The following is a 17598-nucleotide window of genomic DNA, read 5'->3' on the forward strand; positions in this document are numbered from 1 at the left end:
TCTCCCTCAACGACTCCCCCGGCCGGACCGGGGCCGTGATGACAACGATGTCAGCGCAGTTTCGGGGCAGTGCCGGAGAGATGTCAATGGCTGGGCAAGTGGTTTTCCATAATCAGGATGTAACTCGTAGGTAACCTTGACATCGATGTCAGGCGCGCGGAGGATTCGCCGACGGTCGGACGCCCGGACCCGGACCGGGCGACGCGGAGGTCCCCGATGGACGGAGGATGTGGATGAGGATCCGCCGATGGCTGGCCGCCTGCGCGGCCGTGACTCTCGTGGCGACGACGCCGGGCGCCGGCGCGCACGCGGCGCCGACCACGACCAGGGACGAGGACTACCGTCCACAGCTCCACTTCAGCCCCGACCGGAACTGGATGAACGATCCGAACGGGCTGGTGTGGTACCAGGGCGAGTGGCACCTGTTCTTCCAGTACAACCCCGAGGGCGCGCAGTGGGGCAACATGTCGTGGGGGCACGCGGTCAGCCGCGACCTGCTGCACTGGACGGAGCTGCCGGTCGCGATCCCGTACTCGGCCGACGAGCACATCTTCTCCGGGTCCGTCGTCGTCGACGAGCGGAACACCTCCGGCTTCGGCCGCCCGGGAGCGCCGGCCATGGTCGCCGTCTACACCAGCTGGTATCCGGCCACCGGCATCCAGGCGCAGTCGCTGGCGTACAGCACCGACCGGGGGCGCACCTGGACGAAGTACGCCGGGAACCCGGTGCTGGACCTCGGCTCCCGGGAGTTCCGTGACCCGAAGGTCTTCTGGGACGCGAAGTCCGGCCGGTGGACCATGGCGGTCGTGCTGGCCACCGAGCACAAGGTGAGCTTCTACGGCTCCGCCGACCTGCGGTCCTGGACCCACCTGAGCGACTTCGGGCCGGCCAACGCCGTCGGCGGTGTCTGGGAGGTGCCGGACCTGTTCGAACTGCCGGTCGACGGCGACCCCCAACACACGAAGTGGGTCCTGGTGGTCAACCTGAACCCCGGGGCGGTGGCCGGCGGATCGGGCGCGCAGTACTTCGTCGGCGACTGGGACGGCACCCGCTTCACCGCCGACAACATCGTCACCGGCGACCCCGAGCCGGCGGCCGGGACGCTCTTCGCCGACTTCGAGCAGGACTACGCCGGCTGGACGGTCGAGAACGACCCGACGCTGGGACCGGGGCCCTTCGGCGCCGGCCCGTACCCGGGGACGGTGCCCGGGCAGCAGCAGGTCAGCGGGTTCCGGGGCAGATCCCTGGTCAACAGCTTCCTCGGCTTCGACGCGCCGAAGGGGCGACTGGTCTCCCCCGACTTCACCCCCGACCGGGACTACCTGAACCTCCTCGTCGGCGGGGGCGCCCACCCGCACCTGCCCGGCACGACGACCGACTTCCTGCCCGACGGGGCCGAGCCGGTCATCGACTTCGAGCTGCCCGACGGCCAGACGTACGAGCAGGCGGGCTGGACGGCGACCGGCGGGCTGCGCGACCGCGCGCAGGTGGTCGGTCCCGCCCGGTCCGAGCGCGGCCACGTCGGCGACAAGCTGCTCACAACGTTCTTCGAGGCCGACTCGACGACGGGCACCCTGACCTCGCCCGGCTTCACGATCGACCGGAACCACCTGAGCCTGCTCCTCGGCGCCGGCGGCCACCTGGCCGACGGCACCGGCCGTACGGTGGTCGAGCTGCTGGTGGACGGCCGGGTGGTGCGGACCGCCACCGGCAACTTCTCCGGCTTCATGAACTGGCGCAGCTGGGACGTGACCGAGCTCCGGGGGCGCACCGCCCAGCTGCGGATCGTCGACGAGAACACCGGCGGGTGGGGGCACCTGCTGGTCGACCACCTCGTCGCCACCGACGATCCGGTGCTGCCCCGGTCCGTGGAGACCGCGGTCAACCTCGTGGTGGACGGCCAGGTGGTGCGGACCGCCACCGGCAAGGACAGCGAACGCCTGGACTGGGTGGGCTGGGACGTCCGCGAGTTCGCCGGGCGGCGGGCCCACCTGGAGATCAACGACTTCAACTCCGGCGGCTGGGGGCACATCCTCGTCGACCACATCATGTTCGCCGACCGGCCGGCGCCGAGCGAGCTGGAACGCTACGACTGGCTCGACCACGGCAAGGACTACTACGCGGCGGTCACCTACAACGACGCCCCCGGCGGCGAGCGCGTCGCGGTCGGCTGGATGAACAACTGGCAGTACGCCGGCAGCGTCCCGACCGCGCCGTGGCGCGGCGCGATGGCCCTGCCCCGGGAGTTCGCGCTGAAGACGATCGACGGCGAGCTGCGCCTGGTCCAGCGGCCGACCGATCAGCTCACCTCGCTGCGGGGCGACGGCGAGGTGTTCACCCTGCACGACGCCACCGTGCGGCCCGGGGTGCGCGACCTGCCCGCGGCGGCGGACGGCACCGTGCTGGAGATCCAGGCGGAGTTCGAACTCCGCGACGCCGACCGCTTCGGCCTCCAGGTCCGCGGCGGCGACGACGAACGGACGGTGATCGGGTACGACGCCGGGGCGCGCCGCCTCTACGTCGACCGGACGCGATCCGGCCAGATCGACGTCGGTCCGCTCTTCCCCGGCGTGCACTCCGGCCCGCTCTCCGTGGACGGCAACCGGGTGCGGATGACGGTGTACGTGGACCGCTCCTCGGTCGAGGTCTTCGGCGGGTCGGGACAGACCACCATCACCGACCAGATCTTCCCCACGCCCACCAGCGACCAGACGCGCCTCTTCGCCGAGGGCGGTGACGTGATGGTGCGGTCGCTCACCATCCGGCCGCTGCGGTCGGTGTGGCGATAACCTGACCGTCGATCACCATCGGTCGGGGGCCACGTACGCCGTGGCCCCCGACCGCCACCGCAGCACCCCGCCCGGTAGGAGCGCCCATGCACGCTGCCGCCCCCGCTACGTCGACCGCCGCCAAGGCCCGACCCACGCTCCGGGACGTCGCACTGCTCGCCGGCGTGAGCCCGAAGACCGTCTCCCGGGTGGTCAACGGCGAGGCGGGGGTCTCCGCCCCGAAGACCGCCGCCGTGCAGCGGGCGATCGCCCAGCTCGACTACCGGCCCAACTTCACCGCGAGCAGCCTCCGGCGGTCCAGCGGCCGCAGCGCGGCGATCGCGGCGGTCCTGGAGGACCTGGCCAACCCGTTCTCGGCCGCCCTGCACCGGGCTCTCGAGGACGCCGCGCGGGACCGGGGCGTGCTCATCTTCGCCGGCAGCGTGGACGAGAACCCGGAACGGGAACGGGACCTCATCCACGCCTTCACCATGCGGCAGGCCGACGCCCTGGTCGTCGTGCCCGCCAGCGACGACCAGAGCTACCTGGCCGGCGAGGTCAACGCCGGCACCCCGGTGGTCTTCGTCGACCGGCCGCCGGTCGGACTGCCGGTCGACGCCGTCCTCGCCGACAACCACGACGGCGCCGCGTCCGCCGTCCACCACCTCGTCGCCCACGGCCACCGGGACATCGCCTACCTCGGCGATCTGCAGACGATCCCCACGGCCCGACAGCGGTTCCAGGGTTTCCGGGAGGCCCTCGCCGACCACGGCATCCGACCGTCCGCCGCCACCGCCGTCCACGACCTGCACACCGAGCGGGAGTCGGAGGAGGCGGTCCGCCGCCTGCTCTCCGCCGAGTCCCCGCCCACCGCGCTCTTCACCTCGCAGAACCTCGTCACCATCGGGGCCATCCGGGCCCTGCAGCAGCTCGGCCGGCAGCACGACGTCGCGCTCGTGGGCTTCGACGACTTCCCCCTCGCCGACCTCCTCCAGCCGGCCGTCACAGTGGTCGCGCAGGACCCGTCCGAGATGGGCCGGGTCGCCGCGTCGCTGATCTTCCGGCGGCTGGACGGCGAGCAGTGGCGCCCGCGGACCCACCTGGTGGCGACCCGGCTGATCCCCCGCGGCTCGGGCGAGATCAGGGGCCCGCACCGCGGCTGACGAGCGTGCCGGTGCCCCGGTGCCGGTCGCCCCGGCGGCGCCGAGCTCGTCGGAGGACGGGTGCAGCCCGCCGACGTCCAGGTCCACCGGCTCCTCGATCAGCCTCCGGTCGTCGTGTGCAGGTGTCGGGCGGCGGCCGGGTCGGCGCAGCCGGTCAGGGTGAGCGCGTCGCGCAGCTCGGCGGCGAGCAGCGCCAGGGCCGCCTCGGCACCGGCCCGGCCACCCGCCGCGAGCGCCCAGAGCAGCGGGCGGCCGACCAGCACCCCGGTCGCGCCGAGCGCCAGCGCCCGCAGCACGTCGACCCCGCCGCGCACGCCGCTGTCCAGCAGCACCTCGCACCGCTTCCCCACCGCGGCCACCACCTCGGGCAGCGCCGTCGCGGTGGCCGGCGCGCCGTCGAGCTGCCGGCCACCGTGGTTGGAGACCACCACAGCGTCCGCCCCGGTCTCCGCCGCGCGGGCCGCGTCGCGGGGGTCGAGGATGCCCTTGACCAGCAGGGGCAATGGGGTACGGCCGCGCAGCCAGGCCAGGTCCGCCCAGCTCAGCGCCGGGGCGAAGACCGCGCCAGTGTGCACCGCGACCGCGGAGACCCCGGGGGTGCCCTGGTGGGCCAGGTCGTCCCGCCCGCCCGGCAGGTTCGCCGCGGTGACGTGCGGCGGCAGGGCGAAGCCGTTGCGGACGTCGCGCAGCCGCCGGCCGAGGATCGGCACGTCGACGGTGACCATCAGCGCGGCGCAGCCGGCGGCGTGCGCCCGGTCCAGCAGGTCGGCGACCATGCCCCGGTCGCGCAGCCAGTAGAGCTGGAACCAGACCTCTCCGCCGACCGCAGCGATCTCCTCGATCCGGGTGCTGCTCAATGTGCTGGCCACGTACGGCACCCCGGCCGCGCGGGCGGCGGCCGCCAGCGCCGGCTCGCCGTCCGGATGCACCAGCCGCTGGTACGCCATCGGCGCGACCGCCACCGGCATCGCCTGCGGCCGGCCGAGCAGCGGCGCCTCGGTCCGCGGCCGGTCCACCCCGGTCAGCACCCGGGGCAGCACCGCGACCCGGTCCAGCGCGGCCCGGTTGGCGGTCAGCGTGGTCTCCGTCCCGCTGCCGCCGTCGACGAAGTCCCACACCTCCGGCGGCAGCGCGGCCCGGGCCAGCCCCGCGAAGTCGGCCAGGCTCGCCGGCCCGGCGAACCCGCCGCCGGCCCCGGGCACCGACGCGTCGGCCGTGGCGCCCGCCGGTGCGGACCGATCCGTGCCGGCTGCCGTGGCCGGAGCCCCGGGCGGCGCGGCGGACCCGCAGGGCGCCGGGACCGCGAGGGCGCCCCGGCCGACACCGGACTCGTCCGGCGGCACGTTGGCCAGCAGCGGCTCAGCCATCGACGCGCCCACCGTCCGTCGCACCGGCCGCCGACGCGACCGGGTCCAGCCCGAACCGGTGCCGCAGGAACGCGGCGGCCTGGTCCTGCGCCCGCTTCCCCGCGTCGATGGCGCCGGGCATCGCGAAGAAGCCGTGGGTCATGCCGGGGTAGCGGGTCAGCTCGGTGGGGACGCCGGCGTCGCGCAGCCGGACGGCGTACCGCTCCCCCTCGTCGCGCAGCGGATCGTGCTCGGCGGTGATCACCAGGGCCGGGGGCAACCCGGTGAGCTCCTCGGCGAGCAGGGGCGAGGCGAGCGGGTGGGCGGCGTCGGCCGGGTCGGCCAGGTAGTGCCCTCGGTACCAGTCGACGGAGTGCCGGTTGAACAGCAGCGGATCCTCGTCGTCGGTCGGCCCGGGTCCTGCCCGCTGGTCGGTGTTCGGGTAGACGAGCAGCTGCGCGGCGAGCCGGGGGCCGCCGTCGACCCGGGCGAGCAGGGTGACCGCCGCCGCCAGGTTGCCGCCGGCGCTGTCCCCGCCGACCGCCAGCCGCCCCGGGTCGGCCCCGAACTCGTCGGCGTGCCCGGCGATCCACCGGGTGGCCACGTAACAGTCCTCCACGGCGGCCGGGAAGCGGTGCTCGGGGGCGAGCCGGTAGCCGACGGTCACCACCTGACAGGGCGTCGCATTGGCCAGCCGGCGGCAGATACTGTCGGCGGTGTCGACGCTGCCGAGCGTCCAGCCACCGCCGAAGAAGTAGACCAGGGTGGCCAGCGGGCCGTCGCCGGCCGGCCGGTGGATCCGCACCGGCAGCGGCCCGGCCGGGCCGGGGACGTGCGTGTCGCGTACCTGATGGACCGGCTCGACCGCGCCGCCGCCGGCGCGGATCGCGGCGAGGTCCGCGGCGCGGGCCTCCGCCAGGGTCCGGGCGTAGAGCGGTGCGGCGCCGGCGGCCGCGCGCGCGGCCCGGTACGCGACCACCTGCGGGTCGAGGGCCATGCTGATTCTCCTAACTGCCGGTGGTGACGAAGAGCTTGTCGATGCCGCGCAGGAAGAGGCTGCCGCTGTAGCTCGGGGTCCGGCTGATCGCCACTCGGCGCGGTCAGCGATAGCGCAGCAGCACGACCCCGTTGCCGAACGGCCGGGATTCGACCAGCCGTAGGTCGACCGGCGTGTCCGAGGGCGGGAAGAGCGGCTTGCCCCGGCCGATTGCGACCGGGTGGAGGTAGATCCGGTACTCGTCGACCAGCCCGTGGCGCCGGAAGGCGGACGCGAGGTCCGCGCCGCCGACCACCAGGTCACCGCCGGGCTGGGCCTTGAGCGCCATGACCTCCTCGGGGACGACCTCCCGGACGACCGTGGCGTTCCAGTCGGCACGCGCCAGCGTCCGGGAGTAGACGATCTTGGGCATGTCCCGCCAGATCGCGGCGAACTCACGGGTCGGCGCGCTGGCCGCCGGGTCCTGGTCGGCGGTCGGCCAGAAGCCGGCCATCAGCTCGTAGGTGCGGCGGCCGTCCAGGAAGGCGCCCTTGGTGCGCAGCTCGTCGTTGAAGTGCCGGTGCAGCTCCTCGTCGACCCGGTGCCAGTCGAGCTCCCGATCCGGTCCCTCGATGAAGCCGTCGAGGGAGACGGACATCCACACGATGATCCTGCGCATCACGGTCCTTTCCCGTTTGCCGGCAAAGGGCCATTCTGCCAAGATCGCCGGATGAACGGGGACCAGGTGACCGCGCTGTTGGCCGAGTTCGCCGCGCACGGCCTGCGGGTCTGGGTGGCCGGCGGCTGGGCGACGGACGCGGTGGTGGGCCGGCAGACCCGGCCGCACGCCGATCTCGACCTGGCGTTCGACGCGAGCCGGCAGGCGGAGCTGCTCGCGCTGCTCGACCGGCTCGGCTTCGTGACCACCGTGGACTGGCTGCCGGTCCGCGCCGAGCTGACCGCGCCGGACGGCCGCAAGGTCGACATCCACCCGGTGGCGTTCCGCCCGGACGGCAGCGGGGTCCAGTCCGGACTCGACGGCGCGACGTTCGCGTACGCCGCGGACGGCTTCGCCGGGGGCGTCATCGACGGCCGCCCAGTGCCCTGCCTGTCGGTGGACCAGCAGCTCCGCTTCCGGGAGGGCTACCCGCCGCGGGAGGTCGACCACCACGACATCGCCCTGCTGCGGGCGCACTAGCCACCATGCCCGGCCGGCCCGAGGTGTCGGTGGGCGGGGGTACGGTCGGGCCATGGCGACCTGGGACGACGTACGACGCATCGCGCTCGCCCTGCCGGAGACCACCGAGCGCGGCTCGCACGACGACCTGCCCGCGTGGCGGGTCCGGGACAAGCTCTTCGTCTGGGAGCGACCGCTGCGCCGCGGTGACCTGGCGGCGCTGGGCGACGCCGCGCCGGACGGGCCGATCCTCGGCGCGCGGGTGCCCGACCTGGGCGCCAAGGAGGCACTGCTCGCCGAGGACCCGGCGGTCTACCTCACCACGCCGCACTTCGACGGGTACCCGGCGGTGCTGGTCCGGCTCGACCGGATAGGTGTCGAGGAGCTGACCGAGCTGGTCACCGAGGCCTGGTACGCCCGCGCCCCGAAGCGCCTCGCCGCCCAGTTCAGGACGACGGCAGGCTGAGATTTCCCCCACCGTTCGGGTCCGACGGGACCGTACTGGCTGCCATAGCCTCTGTCCATGCGGGCGGCACACGAGCGGGTGGACGCGATCGTCTTCGACATGGACGGCACACTGATCGAATCCCACGCGGTGGTGCCCGCGGCCTACCGCGCCGCCATCATGGACGCCGGCGGACCGCTGCTCTCCGACGCCGAGATCATCGCCGGGTACCCGCTCGGGCCACCGGCCGCGCTGCTGACGCACCTGCTCCGACGGTCGGCCACCGACCGCGACCTCGCCCGCTACCACGCCCACCTGACCGCCCTCGCGACGCAGGTCACCGTCTATCCCGGGGTGGCCGACCTGCTCGCCGGCGTCGCCGAACGGGGGGCGGTCGGTCTCTTCACCGGCGCCAGCCACCGGGCGGCCGAGATCCTGCTCGACCGGGTCGGTCTGCTCGGGCACTTCCAGGTCGTCGTCGGCGGGGACGAGGTCGCGCGACCCAAACCCGAGCCCGACGGCGTCGAGCTGGCCTGCCGGCTGCTGGGCGTCCATCCCACCCGAACCGCCTACGTCGGTGACTCGCCGCTCGACCTGCGGGCGGCGCGACGCAGCGGCGCACTGGCGGTGGCCGCCGGCTGGGGCCATCAGTACGACCCGGGTGAGCCGGCGGACCTTACCGCCGGCCATCCTCGTGATCTGCTGGCGCTGCTCGGCTGAGCGCGAATCACCCCCCGGACCGGAGCACCGCCTGCACCGCCTGCTCCGGGGTGTGGACGGGACGCGGCCCGGGCACCGGCTCGCCGGCGGGACCGAGGATCCGCCAGCCGCCGAGAAGCACCACCGGAACGGTGCCCCGCCGCATCGCCAGGGCCACCTCGCTGAGCGTCCCCCAGGAGCCGCCGACGGCGATCACCGCGTCCGCGCTCCACACCAGGATCGCGTTGCGCGCCTGCCCCATGTTCGTCACTACGGACGCGGACACGTCGGCCGGGCCGGGATCGGCGCCGTCGTCGGGGCGTACGGCGATGACCAGGCCGTTGCGGGAGCGGGCGCCGGCGGCGACCGCGGCCATCACCCCGCCACCGCCTCCGCAGAGGACGGTGACGCCCCGCTCGGCCAGCAGCTCCCCCACCCGTCGGGCGTGGGTCAGCTCCCTCTCCGTCGCCTCCGCCGGCCCGCACACCGCCACCTGGAATCTCACCGGCCCACCTCCGCCGCCGAGGTTATCGCCGCCCACGCCCTGGACGGACGCCAGGTGGCAACGTCTTCGCACCCTGGCCGGACCCGGAACCTGGGGCTGCGCGGGCTGCGGGCGCACGAGGTCCGCGGCACGCAACTGGCCCCGGCACTGGCCTACGACCCCGACCTGGCGCTGGTGGTCCGCGGCAACGACGCCTTCCGCCCGGGCTACGACCCGGACGCGGTCGACAGGGAGCTGATCGCTTCCGGGCTGAGCCTGCTCGGCCTGGTCAAGCACCTGACCGCCACCGAGCACGGCTGGTTCCTGGAGACGTACGCGGGCCGGCCGGCTGGTCCGATCGACCCGGACGCGGAGTTCAGCGTGGGCTCGGACGAGACAACCGACGCGCTGGTCGCGTCCTTTCTGGACGTCTGTGCCCAGGCGCGGGCGGCGGTGGCCGCCGGAGGCCTGGACGAGGTGGTCCGCATGGCTGGGGCGCGCCGGTCAACCTGCGCTCGATCCTGGTGCACATGATCGAGGAGACCGCCCGGCACAACGGCCACGCGGACGTCATCCGCGAGGCGATCGACGGCGCCACCGGGCACTGACCACGCCCGCCACGCTCACACCGCGGCCCGGTCAGGTCCCCTCTGCCGTCGGTGGTGGCGGCGCGGCGCCACGCAGCACCAGCGCGCTGTTGAAGCCGTCGAACCCGCGCGCGCCGACCAGCGCGATGCGGCTGCGCGGCCGGCGGGGCGCCCGCAGGAAGTTCAGCTCGCAGCCCTCCGCGGGCTGCTCCGGCCCGGCGGAGGCGGGCAGCAGGTCGTGCCGGAAGGCGAGCAGCGCGGTCGCCGCGTCCAGGGCGGATCCGCCCTGGTGGGCGCGGCCGGTCAGCGGCTTCTGCGTGGTCACCGACGGGTTCCGGAAGCCGAACACGGCGCGCAACGCGGCCGCCTCGGCCCGGTCGTGGGCAGGCACGCCGAGCGCGTCCGGCCAGACCACGTCCACGTCGTGCGGGCGGACGCCGGCTCGGTCCAGGGCCAGCCGCAGCGCCCGGGCGTAGTGCGTCGGGTCGGGGCCGGCCTCCGGGTCCGTGGGGGCGGCGTCGTGGGTGGCCGCCCAACCGGTCACCTCGCCGTAGATCCGGGCGCCCCGGGACAGCGCGTGCCTCAGTTCCTCCACCACGAAGACCGCGCCGCCCTCGGCGGGTACGTACCCGGCGGCCCCCACGTCGAACGGCCGGTACGCCCGCTCCGGGTCGGCCACGTCGCTGAGCAGGCCGGAGCGGAGCTGGCAGGCCAGCGCGTACGGGCTCAGCGGGCATTCGGTCGCCCCGGCGATCACCACCGGGGTGCCCCGACGGATGGTCCGGACGGCGTGGGCGAGGCTGTCCAGCCCGCCGGCGGACTCGGCGACCAGCACCCCGCACGGCCCCTTGAACTGGTGGTGGATGGAGAGCTGCCCGACGCTGGCCGCGTAGAACCAGGCGATCGACTGGTACGCACCCACCGTCCGGGTCGGCCCGCCCCAGAGCCGTTGCAGCTCCCGCTGCCCGAACAGGTTCCCCCCGGACGAGCTGGCCAGGGTGACCGCCCAGCCGTACGGGTCGGGGGCCTGCTCGGGCAGGCCGGCGTCGGCCAGCGCGAGCCGGGTGGCGGCGAACCCGAGATGCGTCCACCGGTCGGTCTGCACCCGCTGCCGGCCGTCGGCGTACCCGGCGGCGTCGAAGTCGGGCACCTCCCCGCCGAGCCGGGTGGGATAACCGGTCGGGTCGAAGAGACTGATCGGCCCGATGCGCCGGGTGCCGGCGAGCACGGTCGCCCAGTGCGCGTCGGCGCCGACGCCGCTCGGCGCCACCACCCCGACCCCGGTCACCACCGCCCGCGCGGTCACGACGCCAACCCAGTTCGCGACTGCGGGGCTCGCAAAATCGGCTCACTCCTCGCGCTCACGACGCCACCCCGGTTCGCGACTGCGGGGCTCGCAAGCCCGGCTCACTCCTCGCGCTCACGACGCCACCCCGGTTCGCGACTGCGGGGCTCGCAAGCCCGGCTCACTCCTCGCGCTCACGACGCCACCCCGGTTCGCGACTGCGGGGCTCGCAAGCCCGGCTCACTCCTCGCGCTCACGCCATCACCGCCAGGCGGCGGAGGACCATCGCGGACTGGAAGCCGCCGAAGCCGCTGCCGACCGAGAGCGCCACGTCCACCGGCAGCTCGCGGGCCTCGTTGGGCACGTAGTCCAGGTCGCACTCCGGGTCGCGGGTGGTCCAGTTCGCCGTCGGCGGCACCACGCCGTACTCGATGGCCAGGGCGCAGGCGGCCATCTCGATCGAGCCGATGGCGCCGAGCGAGTGCCCCACCATCGACTTGATCGAGCTGATCGGCACCCGGTACGCGGCCGGGCCGAGCGCCCGCTTGAACGCCGCGGTCTCGTGCCGGTCGTTCTGCCGGGTACCGGAGCCGTGCGCGCTGATGTATGACACGTCGCGCGGGGCGAGCCGAGCCTGCCGCAGCGCGTCGCCGATGGCGAGGGCCATCTCCACCCCGTCGGGGCGCAGCCCGGTCATGTGGAAACCGTTGCTGCGGCTGGCGTAGCCGGCCACCTCGCAGTAGACGTGCGCGCCCCGGCGGCGGGCGTGCCCGGCCTCCTCCAGCACCAGCACCGCAGCGCCCTCGGCCAGGACGAAACCGTGCCGGTCGGCGTCGAACGGGCGGGAGGCGTGCTCCGGGTCGTCGTTGTCCGGGCTGGTCGCCCCGATGGCGTCGAACGAGGCGACGGTGACCGGCGAGATGGGCGAGTCGGCGGCCCCGGCGAGCAGCACGTCGGCCTCGCCGTCGGCGATGAGCTGGTGGGCGTACCCGATGGCGTCGATGCCGGAGGTGCAGCCAGTGGAGACCACCTGGGCCGGGCCGTGCAGGCCGTGCCGGCAGGCCACGTCGGCGGCCAGGCTGCTCGGGACCAGCGCCTGGTAGAGGTACGGCCCGCCGAGGCTGTGGTCGACCAGCCAGCGCCGGCCGGCGTCGCTGACCCGGACGTACTCGCGCTCGAGCGCCATCGTCCCGCCCACGGCGGTGCCGAGCACCACCCCGGCGCGCTCCCGTTCGGCGTCGGTGAGGGCCAGGCCGCTGTCGGCGAGCGCCTCCGCCGAGCAGGCCAGGGCGAACTGCACGTACCGGTCGGCGCGCTGCCGCTCGGCCAGGGTGATCCCGGCGGCGTCGGGGTCGAAGTCGCACTCGGCGGCGATCCGGGAGCGGAACGGCGCCGGGTCGAAGAAGGTGATCCGCCGGGTCGCCGTGCGCCCCTCGGTGATGGCCTTCCAGAACCGGTCCCGGGTGGCGCCGCCCGGGGCGACCACCCCGACGCCGGTGACGACGGAGCGCCGGCCGGTCACGACGGGCCCCGCTGCTGGGCGACCTCGGTATCGACGTGGCCGAGCTCCGGGCGGGGCGCGAGGGGGCCGAGGTGGAAGACCACCTCGGCGGGCTCGTCGCCGGTGTTGCGCAGCCGGTGCCGCACGAGTCGCGGCACGAACAGCGCCTCCCCGGCCGCCAGCGGCACCGGTTCGTCGTCGAGGTCCACGGTGACGGCGCCGCGTGCGACGTACAGGAACTCCTCGCTGTAGGGGTGGTAGTGCTCGGCGATCCGCTCCCCCGGCGCGAGCGCGGCCACCCCCATGAAGCCCGACGTGCTGCCGACTGTCTTGGGCCCGAGCAGCACCCGCAGTTCCCCGCCGCGCCGCCGGTCGGCGGCGACGTCGCGGGCGGCGATGACGCCGGTGACGGTCTCACTCATCGTCGCCTCCCTGATGCAGCCGCTCGATGCGCTCCTTGATGACGGCGAGCTGGACCCGGCTGTTGGCGTTGATCCGGTCGGTCATCCCGGCGTTGTCGACCGGCGCGGTGGGCTTCATCGCGAAGTCCTGCACCCAGGTCATCCGGGTGCCGTCGGGTACCTCGTCGTAGCGCCAGTGGATGCGCATGTACTCGAACGGGCCGGTCTCCACCCGGTGCGCCCGCACCTGCCGGGTCGCCAGGTCGGCGGTGCGTTCGCTGACCCAGCTCCAGGAGACCCCGTTCTCGTCGGGGTGCATGGTGAGCCGGAACCGGACGCTGTCACCGGCCTGTTCCAGGATCTCCACCACGGCGTACTCGGTGAACAGCTCGGTCCACCGGGCGACGTCGTTGGTGACCCGCCAGAGCAGCGGCAGCGGCGCGTCGATGACCACGCTGTTCTCGGTGTGCCCCGGCGGGTCGGCCCGGCGGGCCACCAGGCCGGCGACGCCCGCGATGCTGAGCTGGCCGGCCTGTTCCGGGATGCGCACCCGCCACCGGTCGGCGACGACCGCGGAGAGTTCGAGCAGGGCCAGCGAGTCCATGCCCAGCTCCTCCAGGCTGGCGGCGGGGCTGCGGGCGGCGGTCTCGGCGTCCAGGCCGCAGTGCGTGACCAGGATGTCGGTGATCTCCGTGGTGAGCGGTCGGTCGGGGGCGACGGTCATCGGGTCCTCCTGACGGATGTGCCGGGGTTGGCGGCCGGGGCGGGCTGCGCCGGTACGGGGGCGCGGTCGGCGAGCAGCCGGTCGACCAGACCCGTGGTGTGACGGGCCTTGCGGAAGGCGGCGTCGTCGAGCACCCGCCGGACGAAGGGGATGGTGGTCCGCACGCCGGGGCCGGCGACGTCGAACTCGCCGAGCGCGCGTTCCAGCCGGTCCAGGGCGGACGGCCGGTCCGGCGCCCAGACCGCCACCTTGGCCAGCAGGGAGTCGTAGTGCGGGCTGACCAGGTACCCGGCGTGGCCGTGGGTGTCGACCCGGGTGAACGGCCCGCCCGGCGGCCGGAACCGCTCCAGCCGCCCCGGCGTGGGTGCGAAGTCGCGGTCCGGGTCCTCCACGTTGACCCGGCACTCGACCGACACCCCGTGCAGCCGGATCTCCTCCTGCCGCCAGCGCAGCGGCACCCCGGCGGCGATGTGCAGCTGCTCGTGGACCAGGTCGATGCCGGTGACCATCTCGGTGACCGGGTGCTCCACCTGGATCCGGCAGTTGATCTCCAGGAAGTGGCACCGCTCCGCCTCGTCGACGAGGAACTCCACGGTGCCCGCGCCGGTGAAGCCGACCGCGAGGGCGCCGCGCAGCGCGGTCTCCGCCAGCGTGTCCAGGGTGGCCGCGGAGAGCGCCGGGGCGGGTGCCTCCTCGACCAGCTTCTGGTGCCGGCGCTGCACCGAGCAGTCCCGGGTGCCCAGGTGCACCCCGTTGCCGTGGCCGTCGCAGAGCACCTGCACCTCGACGTGCCGGGCGTCGGTCAGGTACCGCTCGACGTACACCCGGTCGTCGCCGAACGCGGCCTGGGCGGCGGCCCGGGTGCGGCCGTACGCCCGGGGCAGCGCGGCGGCGGAGCGGACCACGGTCATCCCGCGCCCGCCACCGCCGGCGGCGGCCTTCACGATCACCGGGTACCCCACCTCGGCGGCCACGTCGAGGGCCTCGGCGACGGTCGGCAGGGTCCGTACGCTGCCCGGCGGCAGCGGCAGCCCGGCCCGGCTCATCAGCGCCCGCGCGGTGGACTTGTCGGCCAGCGCGGACATCACCTGCGGCGGCGGCCCGACGAAGACGAGGCCGTTCTCCACGCAGATCTCGGCGAAGTCGGCGTCCTCGGAGAGGAAGCCGTAGCCGGGGTGGACGGCCTGCGCGCCGGTCTGCCGGGCCGCCTCGACGATCGCCGCCGCGTTGAGGTAGCTCTGCCGGCTCGGCGCCGGTCCGATCCGGACGGTCTCGTCGGCCAGCCGCACCGGCAGCGAGTCAACGTCGGCGCTGGAGTGCACCACCACCGTGCGCACGCCCAGTTCCCGGCAGGCCCGCAGCACCCGCAGCGCGATCTCGCCCCGGTTGGCGATCAGCACCTTCTCGAACATCATCCACTCCGCTGCCCGGCCGGCTCCAGGGCGATCAGCGGCTGGTCGTACTCGACCGGCTGGCCGTCGTGCACGAGCACCTCGACGACCCGCCCGGCCTGGTCGGCGGTCACCTCGTTCATCAGCTTCATCGCCTCGACGATGCCGACCACCTGGCCGGAACGGATCAGGTCGCCGACGGCGACGAAGGGCGCCGCGCCGGGTTCCGGAGCCCGGTAGAAGGTGCCGACAACAGGCGCCCGCACGGCGAGCCGGCCGGGCTCGGGCGGTGGCGGGCCGGCGGACGGCGCGGGCGCGGGCGCGGCTCCCGGCGCGGCCTGGGCCGGGACGTGCCACTCCACCTCGAGGACGGTCTCGCCGCTGCGCAGCCGGACCCGGCGCACCGGGCCGGCCAGCTCGGCGACGAGCCGGTGGGCGAGCCGGCGCAGGCCGTCGAGGACCGCGTCCGGGCTCTGCGGAACGCTCATCGCCGCACCGCCGGAGCTCCGGCGCGGGCCGCGCCGAACCGGCGGAAGCGTTGCCGCCGACGGCGGACCAGGGTGGCCGGTGGCACATCGAGCAGCGGGGCGAGGTTCGCCGCCACCGACCGGGCCAGCAGCTCGGCGGCGCCCGCCGGGTCGTGGTCGGCGGCGGGCGCCGGCTCGGGCACCACCTCGTCGACCACGCCGAGCCGGCACAGGTCCGGCGCGGTGAGCCGGAGCGCGCGGGCGGCCTGCGGCGCGGCGGAGCTGTCCGGCCAGAGGATCGCGGCACAGCCCTCCGGGCTGATCACCGAGTAGACGGCGTGTTCGAGCATCAGCACCCGGTCGGCGACGGCCAGCGCCAGCGCGCCGCCGCTGCCGCCCTCCCCGGTGACCACCGCGACGACCGGGGTGGGCAGCACGCTGAGCGCCAGGATGTTCTCGGCGATCGACGCCGCCTGGCCCTGCTCCTCCGCGCCCACCCCCGGGTCCGCCCCCGGGGTGTCCACCAGGGTCACCACGGGCAGGCCGAGCCGGGCGGCCAGCCGCATCAGCCGCAGCGCCTTGCGGTGCCCGGCCGGGCTGGCCATGCCGAAGTTGCGGGCCACCAGCTCGCCGGTGGTGTGTCCCTTCTGGTGACCGATCACCATCACTGGTCGGCCGTCGAGCCGGGCCAGCCCACCGACGATCGCCGGGCAGTCCGCCCCGAGCCGGTCGCCGTGCAGTTCGACGAAGCCGTCGAAGGCGCTCTCCAGGTAGTCCAGGGTGGTGGGCCGGCCCGGGTTGCGGGCCGTGCGCACGGTCTCCCAGGCGTCCCGCCCGGAGCCGTCCGCCGTCTCCGGGGACGGCCCGCCGGCCGGCGCCGGTGGTCGCGGCGTCGGCTCCTGCCGGGGTACGGGCGGGCGCCGGCGGATCCCGCGGCCCTCCCGGGCGGCGGCGAGCAGCGCGGTCAGCCGCCCGCGCAGCGCGTGCCGGGGCACCACCATGTCGACCTGCCCGTGCCGCAGCAGGAACTCGGCCGTCTGGAAGCCCTCCGGCAGCGCGGCGCCGGTGACCTGCCGGATCACCCGCGGCCCGGCGAAGCCCATCCGCGCGCCGCTCTCCGCGAGCACCACGTCGGTGTTGGTCGCGAACGAGGCCGCCACCCCGCCGTACGTCGGATCGGTGATCACACTGACCGTGAGCAGCCCCGCCTCGCGCAGCCCGGCGACGGCCTGGCTGACCGTGGCCATCTGCATCAGCGACAGCGCGCCCTCCTGCATCCGGGCCCCGCCGGAGGCGGTGATCAGCACCAGGGGCACCTCGTCCGCGAGGGCCCGCTCGGCGGTCCGGGTGATCAGCTCGCCGACCGCGCAGCCGAGGCTGCCGCCGAGGAAGCGGAAGTCCATCACCGCCAGCGCGATCCGGTGCCCGCCGACGGCGGCGGTGCCGCAGACCACCGCCTCGTCCAGTCCGGTGCCGGCGCGGGCGGCGGTCAGCCGGTGCGGGTACGGCAGCGCGTCGACGAAGCCGATCGGGTCCACCTGCACCGCCCGGTCGGGCAGCGCGGCGAACGAGTCCCGGTCGACCAGCTGCGTCACCCGCGCCGGGGCGTCCAGTCGGGAGTGCGTGCCGCACTCCGGGCAGACGTCGAGGTTGCGGCGCAGCCGTTTGCGGTACAGCAGCGAGGCGCAGCCGGCGCAGCGGGACCAGAGCTGCTCGTCGCGCGGCGCGGTGGTGGTCACGGCCGCCGCCCGGGCGCGTCGTACCGGTAGAAGCAGTGGGCCATCGCGTCCCGGGGTGACCGCCAGTCCGGCAGGTATGGCGAGATGAACGGCCGCAACCGCGCGCTGACCCGGACGAACTCGGGATGCCCGCGGGCGTCCTCCACCGCCCCCTCGCCCGGCAGCTCCGTCTCCAGCAGGTGGACGTAGAGGTCGTGCAGCCGGTACAGCGAGCGGTGCCGGACGCCGACCAGATGCGGCAGCTCCGTCGCGTCGGACTCGGCGAAGATCTCGGCGACCTGGTCCTCGGCGGTGGGCACCACCTTCGCGACGATGAGCGAACGGTCCATGAAGCGTCTCCCCCTCGGGCGAGTTCCGGTGCGGCCGGACGACTGCCGACACGATCCCGCTGGGGACGTCACCGCGGCGTCACGCACTGCCAGCGCCCCGCGTAGACAAGTCGTGA

Annotated in this window: 17 protein-coding genes and 2 pseudogenes; 7 read left to right on the forward strand and 12 right to left on the reverse strand. The window is 74.7% G+C overall.

Annotated features, from left to right (window positions below; translation table 11 throughout):
• Positions 1-233: 233 nt before the first annotated feature.
• Positions 234-2789, forward strand: a complete 2556-nt coding sequence (locus EV384_RS25535; RefSeq protein WP_130337187.1) for a GH32 C-terminal domain-containing protein — start codon at positions 234-236, stop codon at positions 2787-2789.
• An 86-nt stretch (positions 2790-2875) separates the two neighbouring features.
• The gene (locus tag EV384_RS25540) at positions 2876-3931 is read left to right on the forward strand and encodes a LacI family DNA-binding transcriptional regulator (protein WP_130337189.1); all 1056 of its coding nucleotides are present in this window, start codon (positions 2876-2878) and stop codon (positions 3929-3931) included.
• Between the two features lie 98 nt (positions 3932-4029).
• Here EV384_RS25540 and EV384_RS25545 read toward each other — a convergent pair whose 3' ends face one another.
• The 3 genes from EV384_RS25545 to EV384_RS25555 all read right to left on the reverse strand — a co-directional run bounded on the left by EV384_RS25545 (position 4030) and on the right by EV384_RS25555 (position 6911).
• Positions 4030-5298 (reverse strand): alpha-hydroxy acid oxidase, encoded by a 1269-nt coding sequence (locus EV384_RS25545; protein ID WP_242624285.1) that lies wholly within the window; start codon positions 5296-5298, stop codon positions 4030-4032.
• Positions 5291-6274 carry an alpha/beta hydrolase gene (locus EV384_RS25550; protein ID WP_130337191.1) on the reverse strand — a complete coding sequence of 328 codons (984 nt, stop codon included), beginning with the start codon at positions 6272-6274 and terminating at the stop codon, positions 5291-5293. Before EV384_RS25550 ends, EV384_RS25545 begins: the two co-directional genes overlap by 8 nt.
• Before the next feature lie 103 nt (positions 6275-6377).
• Positions 6378-6911 carry a dihydrofolate reductase family protein gene (locus EV384_RS25555; protein ID WP_207232460.1) on the reverse strand — a complete coding sequence of 178 codons (534 nt, stop codon included), beginning with the start codon at positions 6909-6911 and terminating at the stop codon, positions 6378-6380.
• Between the two features lie 72 nt (positions 6912-6983).
• Here EV384_RS25555 and EV384_RS25560 point away from each other — a divergent pair, with 72 nt between their 5' ends.
• From EV384_RS25560 to EV384_RS25570, 3 genes are read left to right on the forward strand one after another with little or no spacing between them, the layout of a single operon-like run.
• Positions 6984-7451 (forward strand): nucleotidyltransferase domain-containing protein, encoded by a 468-nt coding sequence (locus tag EV384_RS25560; RefSeq protein WP_130337195.1) that lies wholly within the window; start codon positions 6984-6986, stop codon positions 7449-7451.
• A gap of 52 nt (positions 7452-7503) precedes the next feature.
• On the forward strand, positions 7504-7896 hold the full coding sequence (locus EV384_RS25565; RefSeq protein WP_130337197.1) for an MmcQ/YjbR family DNA-binding protein: 393 nt from the start codon (positions 7504-7506) through the stop codon (positions 7894-7896).
• A gap of 57 nt (positions 7897-7953) precedes the next feature.
• The gene (locus EV384_RS25570) at positions 7954-8595 is read left to right on the forward strand and encodes an HAD family hydrolase (RefSeq protein ID WP_130337199.1); all 642 of its coding nucleotides are present in this window, start codon (positions 7954-7956) and stop codon (positions 8593-8595) included.
• A gap of 7 nt (positions 8596-8602) precedes the next feature.
• Here EV384_RS25570 and EV384_RS25575 read toward each other — a convergent pair whose 3' ends face one another.
• Entirely contained in the window at positions 8603-9079 is a 477-nt protein-coding gene (locus EV384_RS25575) for an SLOG cluster 4 domain-containing protein (protein ID WP_165440072.1), read from the reverse strand.
• A gap of 87 nt (positions 9080-9166) precedes the next feature.
• Between EV384_RS25575 and EV384_RS35565 the strand changes: the two are divergent.
• Together EV384_RS35565 and EV384_RS35570 are read left to right on the forward strand one after the other, a co-directional pair.
• Positions 9167-9322: pseudogene (locus EV384_RS35565) on the forward strand (SGNH/GDSL hydrolase family protein); the annotation flags it as partial.
• Positions 9323-9343: 21 nt separating this feature from the next.
• Positions 9344-9666 (forward strand): annotated as a pseudogene (locus tag EV384_RS35570) (mycothiol transferase).
• Positions 9667-9697: 31 nt separating this feature from the next.
• Here the strand turns inward: EV384_RS35570 and EV384_RS25590 are convergent.
• The 8 genes from EV384_RS25590 to EV384_RS25625 all read right to left on the reverse strand — a co-directional run bounded on the left by EV384_RS25590 (position 9698) and on the right by EV384_RS25625 (position 17482).
• Positions 9698-10951, reverse strand: coding sequence for a beta-ketoacyl synthase N-terminal-like domain-containing protein (locus EV384_RS25590; protein ID WP_130337201.1), 1254 nt, complete (start codon positions 10949-10951; stop codon positions 9698-9700).
• 232 nt (positions 10952-11183) lie between these two features.
• Complete coding sequence (locus tag EV384_RS25595; protein WP_130337203.1) at positions 11184-12452, reverse strand: beta-ketoacyl-[acyl-carrier-protein] synthase family protein; 1269 nt, start codon at positions 12450-12452, stop codon at positions 11184-11186.
• Positions 12449-12853, reverse strand: a complete 405-nt coding sequence (locus tag EV384_RS25600; RefSeq protein WP_130337205.1) for a cupin domain-containing protein — start codon at positions 12851-12853, stop codon at positions 12449-12451. The genes EV384_RS25595 and EV384_RS25600 overlap by 4 nt, the downstream gene beginning before the upstream one ends.
• A complete protein-coding gene (locus EV384_RS25605; RefSeq protein WP_130337207.1) occupies positions 12846-13556 on the reverse strand; it encodes an SRPBCC family protein in 711 nt (236 codons plus the stop codon). The genes EV384_RS25600 and EV384_RS25605 overlap by 8 nt, the downstream gene beginning before the upstream one ends.
• Positions 13553-14968, reverse strand: coding sequence for an acetyl-CoA carboxylase biotin carboxylase subunit (locus tag EV384_RS25610; protein WP_130337209.1), 1416 nt, complete (start codon positions 14966-14968; stop codon positions 13553-13555). Before EV384_RS25610 ends, EV384_RS25605 begins: the two co-directional genes overlap by 4 nt.
• Positions 14968-15435, reverse strand: a complete 468-nt coding sequence (accB, locus tag EV384_RS25615; protein ID WP_130337211.1) for an acetyl-CoA carboxylase biotin carboxyl carrier protein — start codon at positions 15433-15435, stop codon at positions 14968-14970. Before accB ends, EV384_RS25610 begins: the two co-directional genes overlap by 1 nt.
• Positions 15432-17153 carry an acetyl-CoA carboxylase carboxyltransferase subunit alpha gene (locus EV384_RS25620; protein WP_130337213.1) on the reverse strand — a complete coding sequence of 574 codons (1722 nt, stop codon included), beginning with the start codon at positions 17151-17153 and terminating at the stop codon, positions 15432-15434. Before EV384_RS25620 ends, accB begins: the two co-directional genes overlap by 4 nt.
• Positions 17150-17482, reverse strand: coding sequence for a TcmI family type II polyketide cyclase (locus tag EV384_RS25625; RefSeq protein WP_130337215.1), 333 nt, complete (start codon positions 17480-17482; stop codon positions 17150-17152). The genes EV384_RS25620 and EV384_RS25625 overlap by 4 nt, the downstream gene beginning before the upstream one ends.
• Positions 17483-17598 lie beyond the last annotated feature (116 nt).

The organism is Micromonospora kangleipakensis, assembly GCF_004217615.1.
GTDB lineage: Bacteria > Actinomycetota > Actinomycetes > Mycobacteriales > Micromonosporaceae > Micromonospora > Micromonospora kangleipakensis.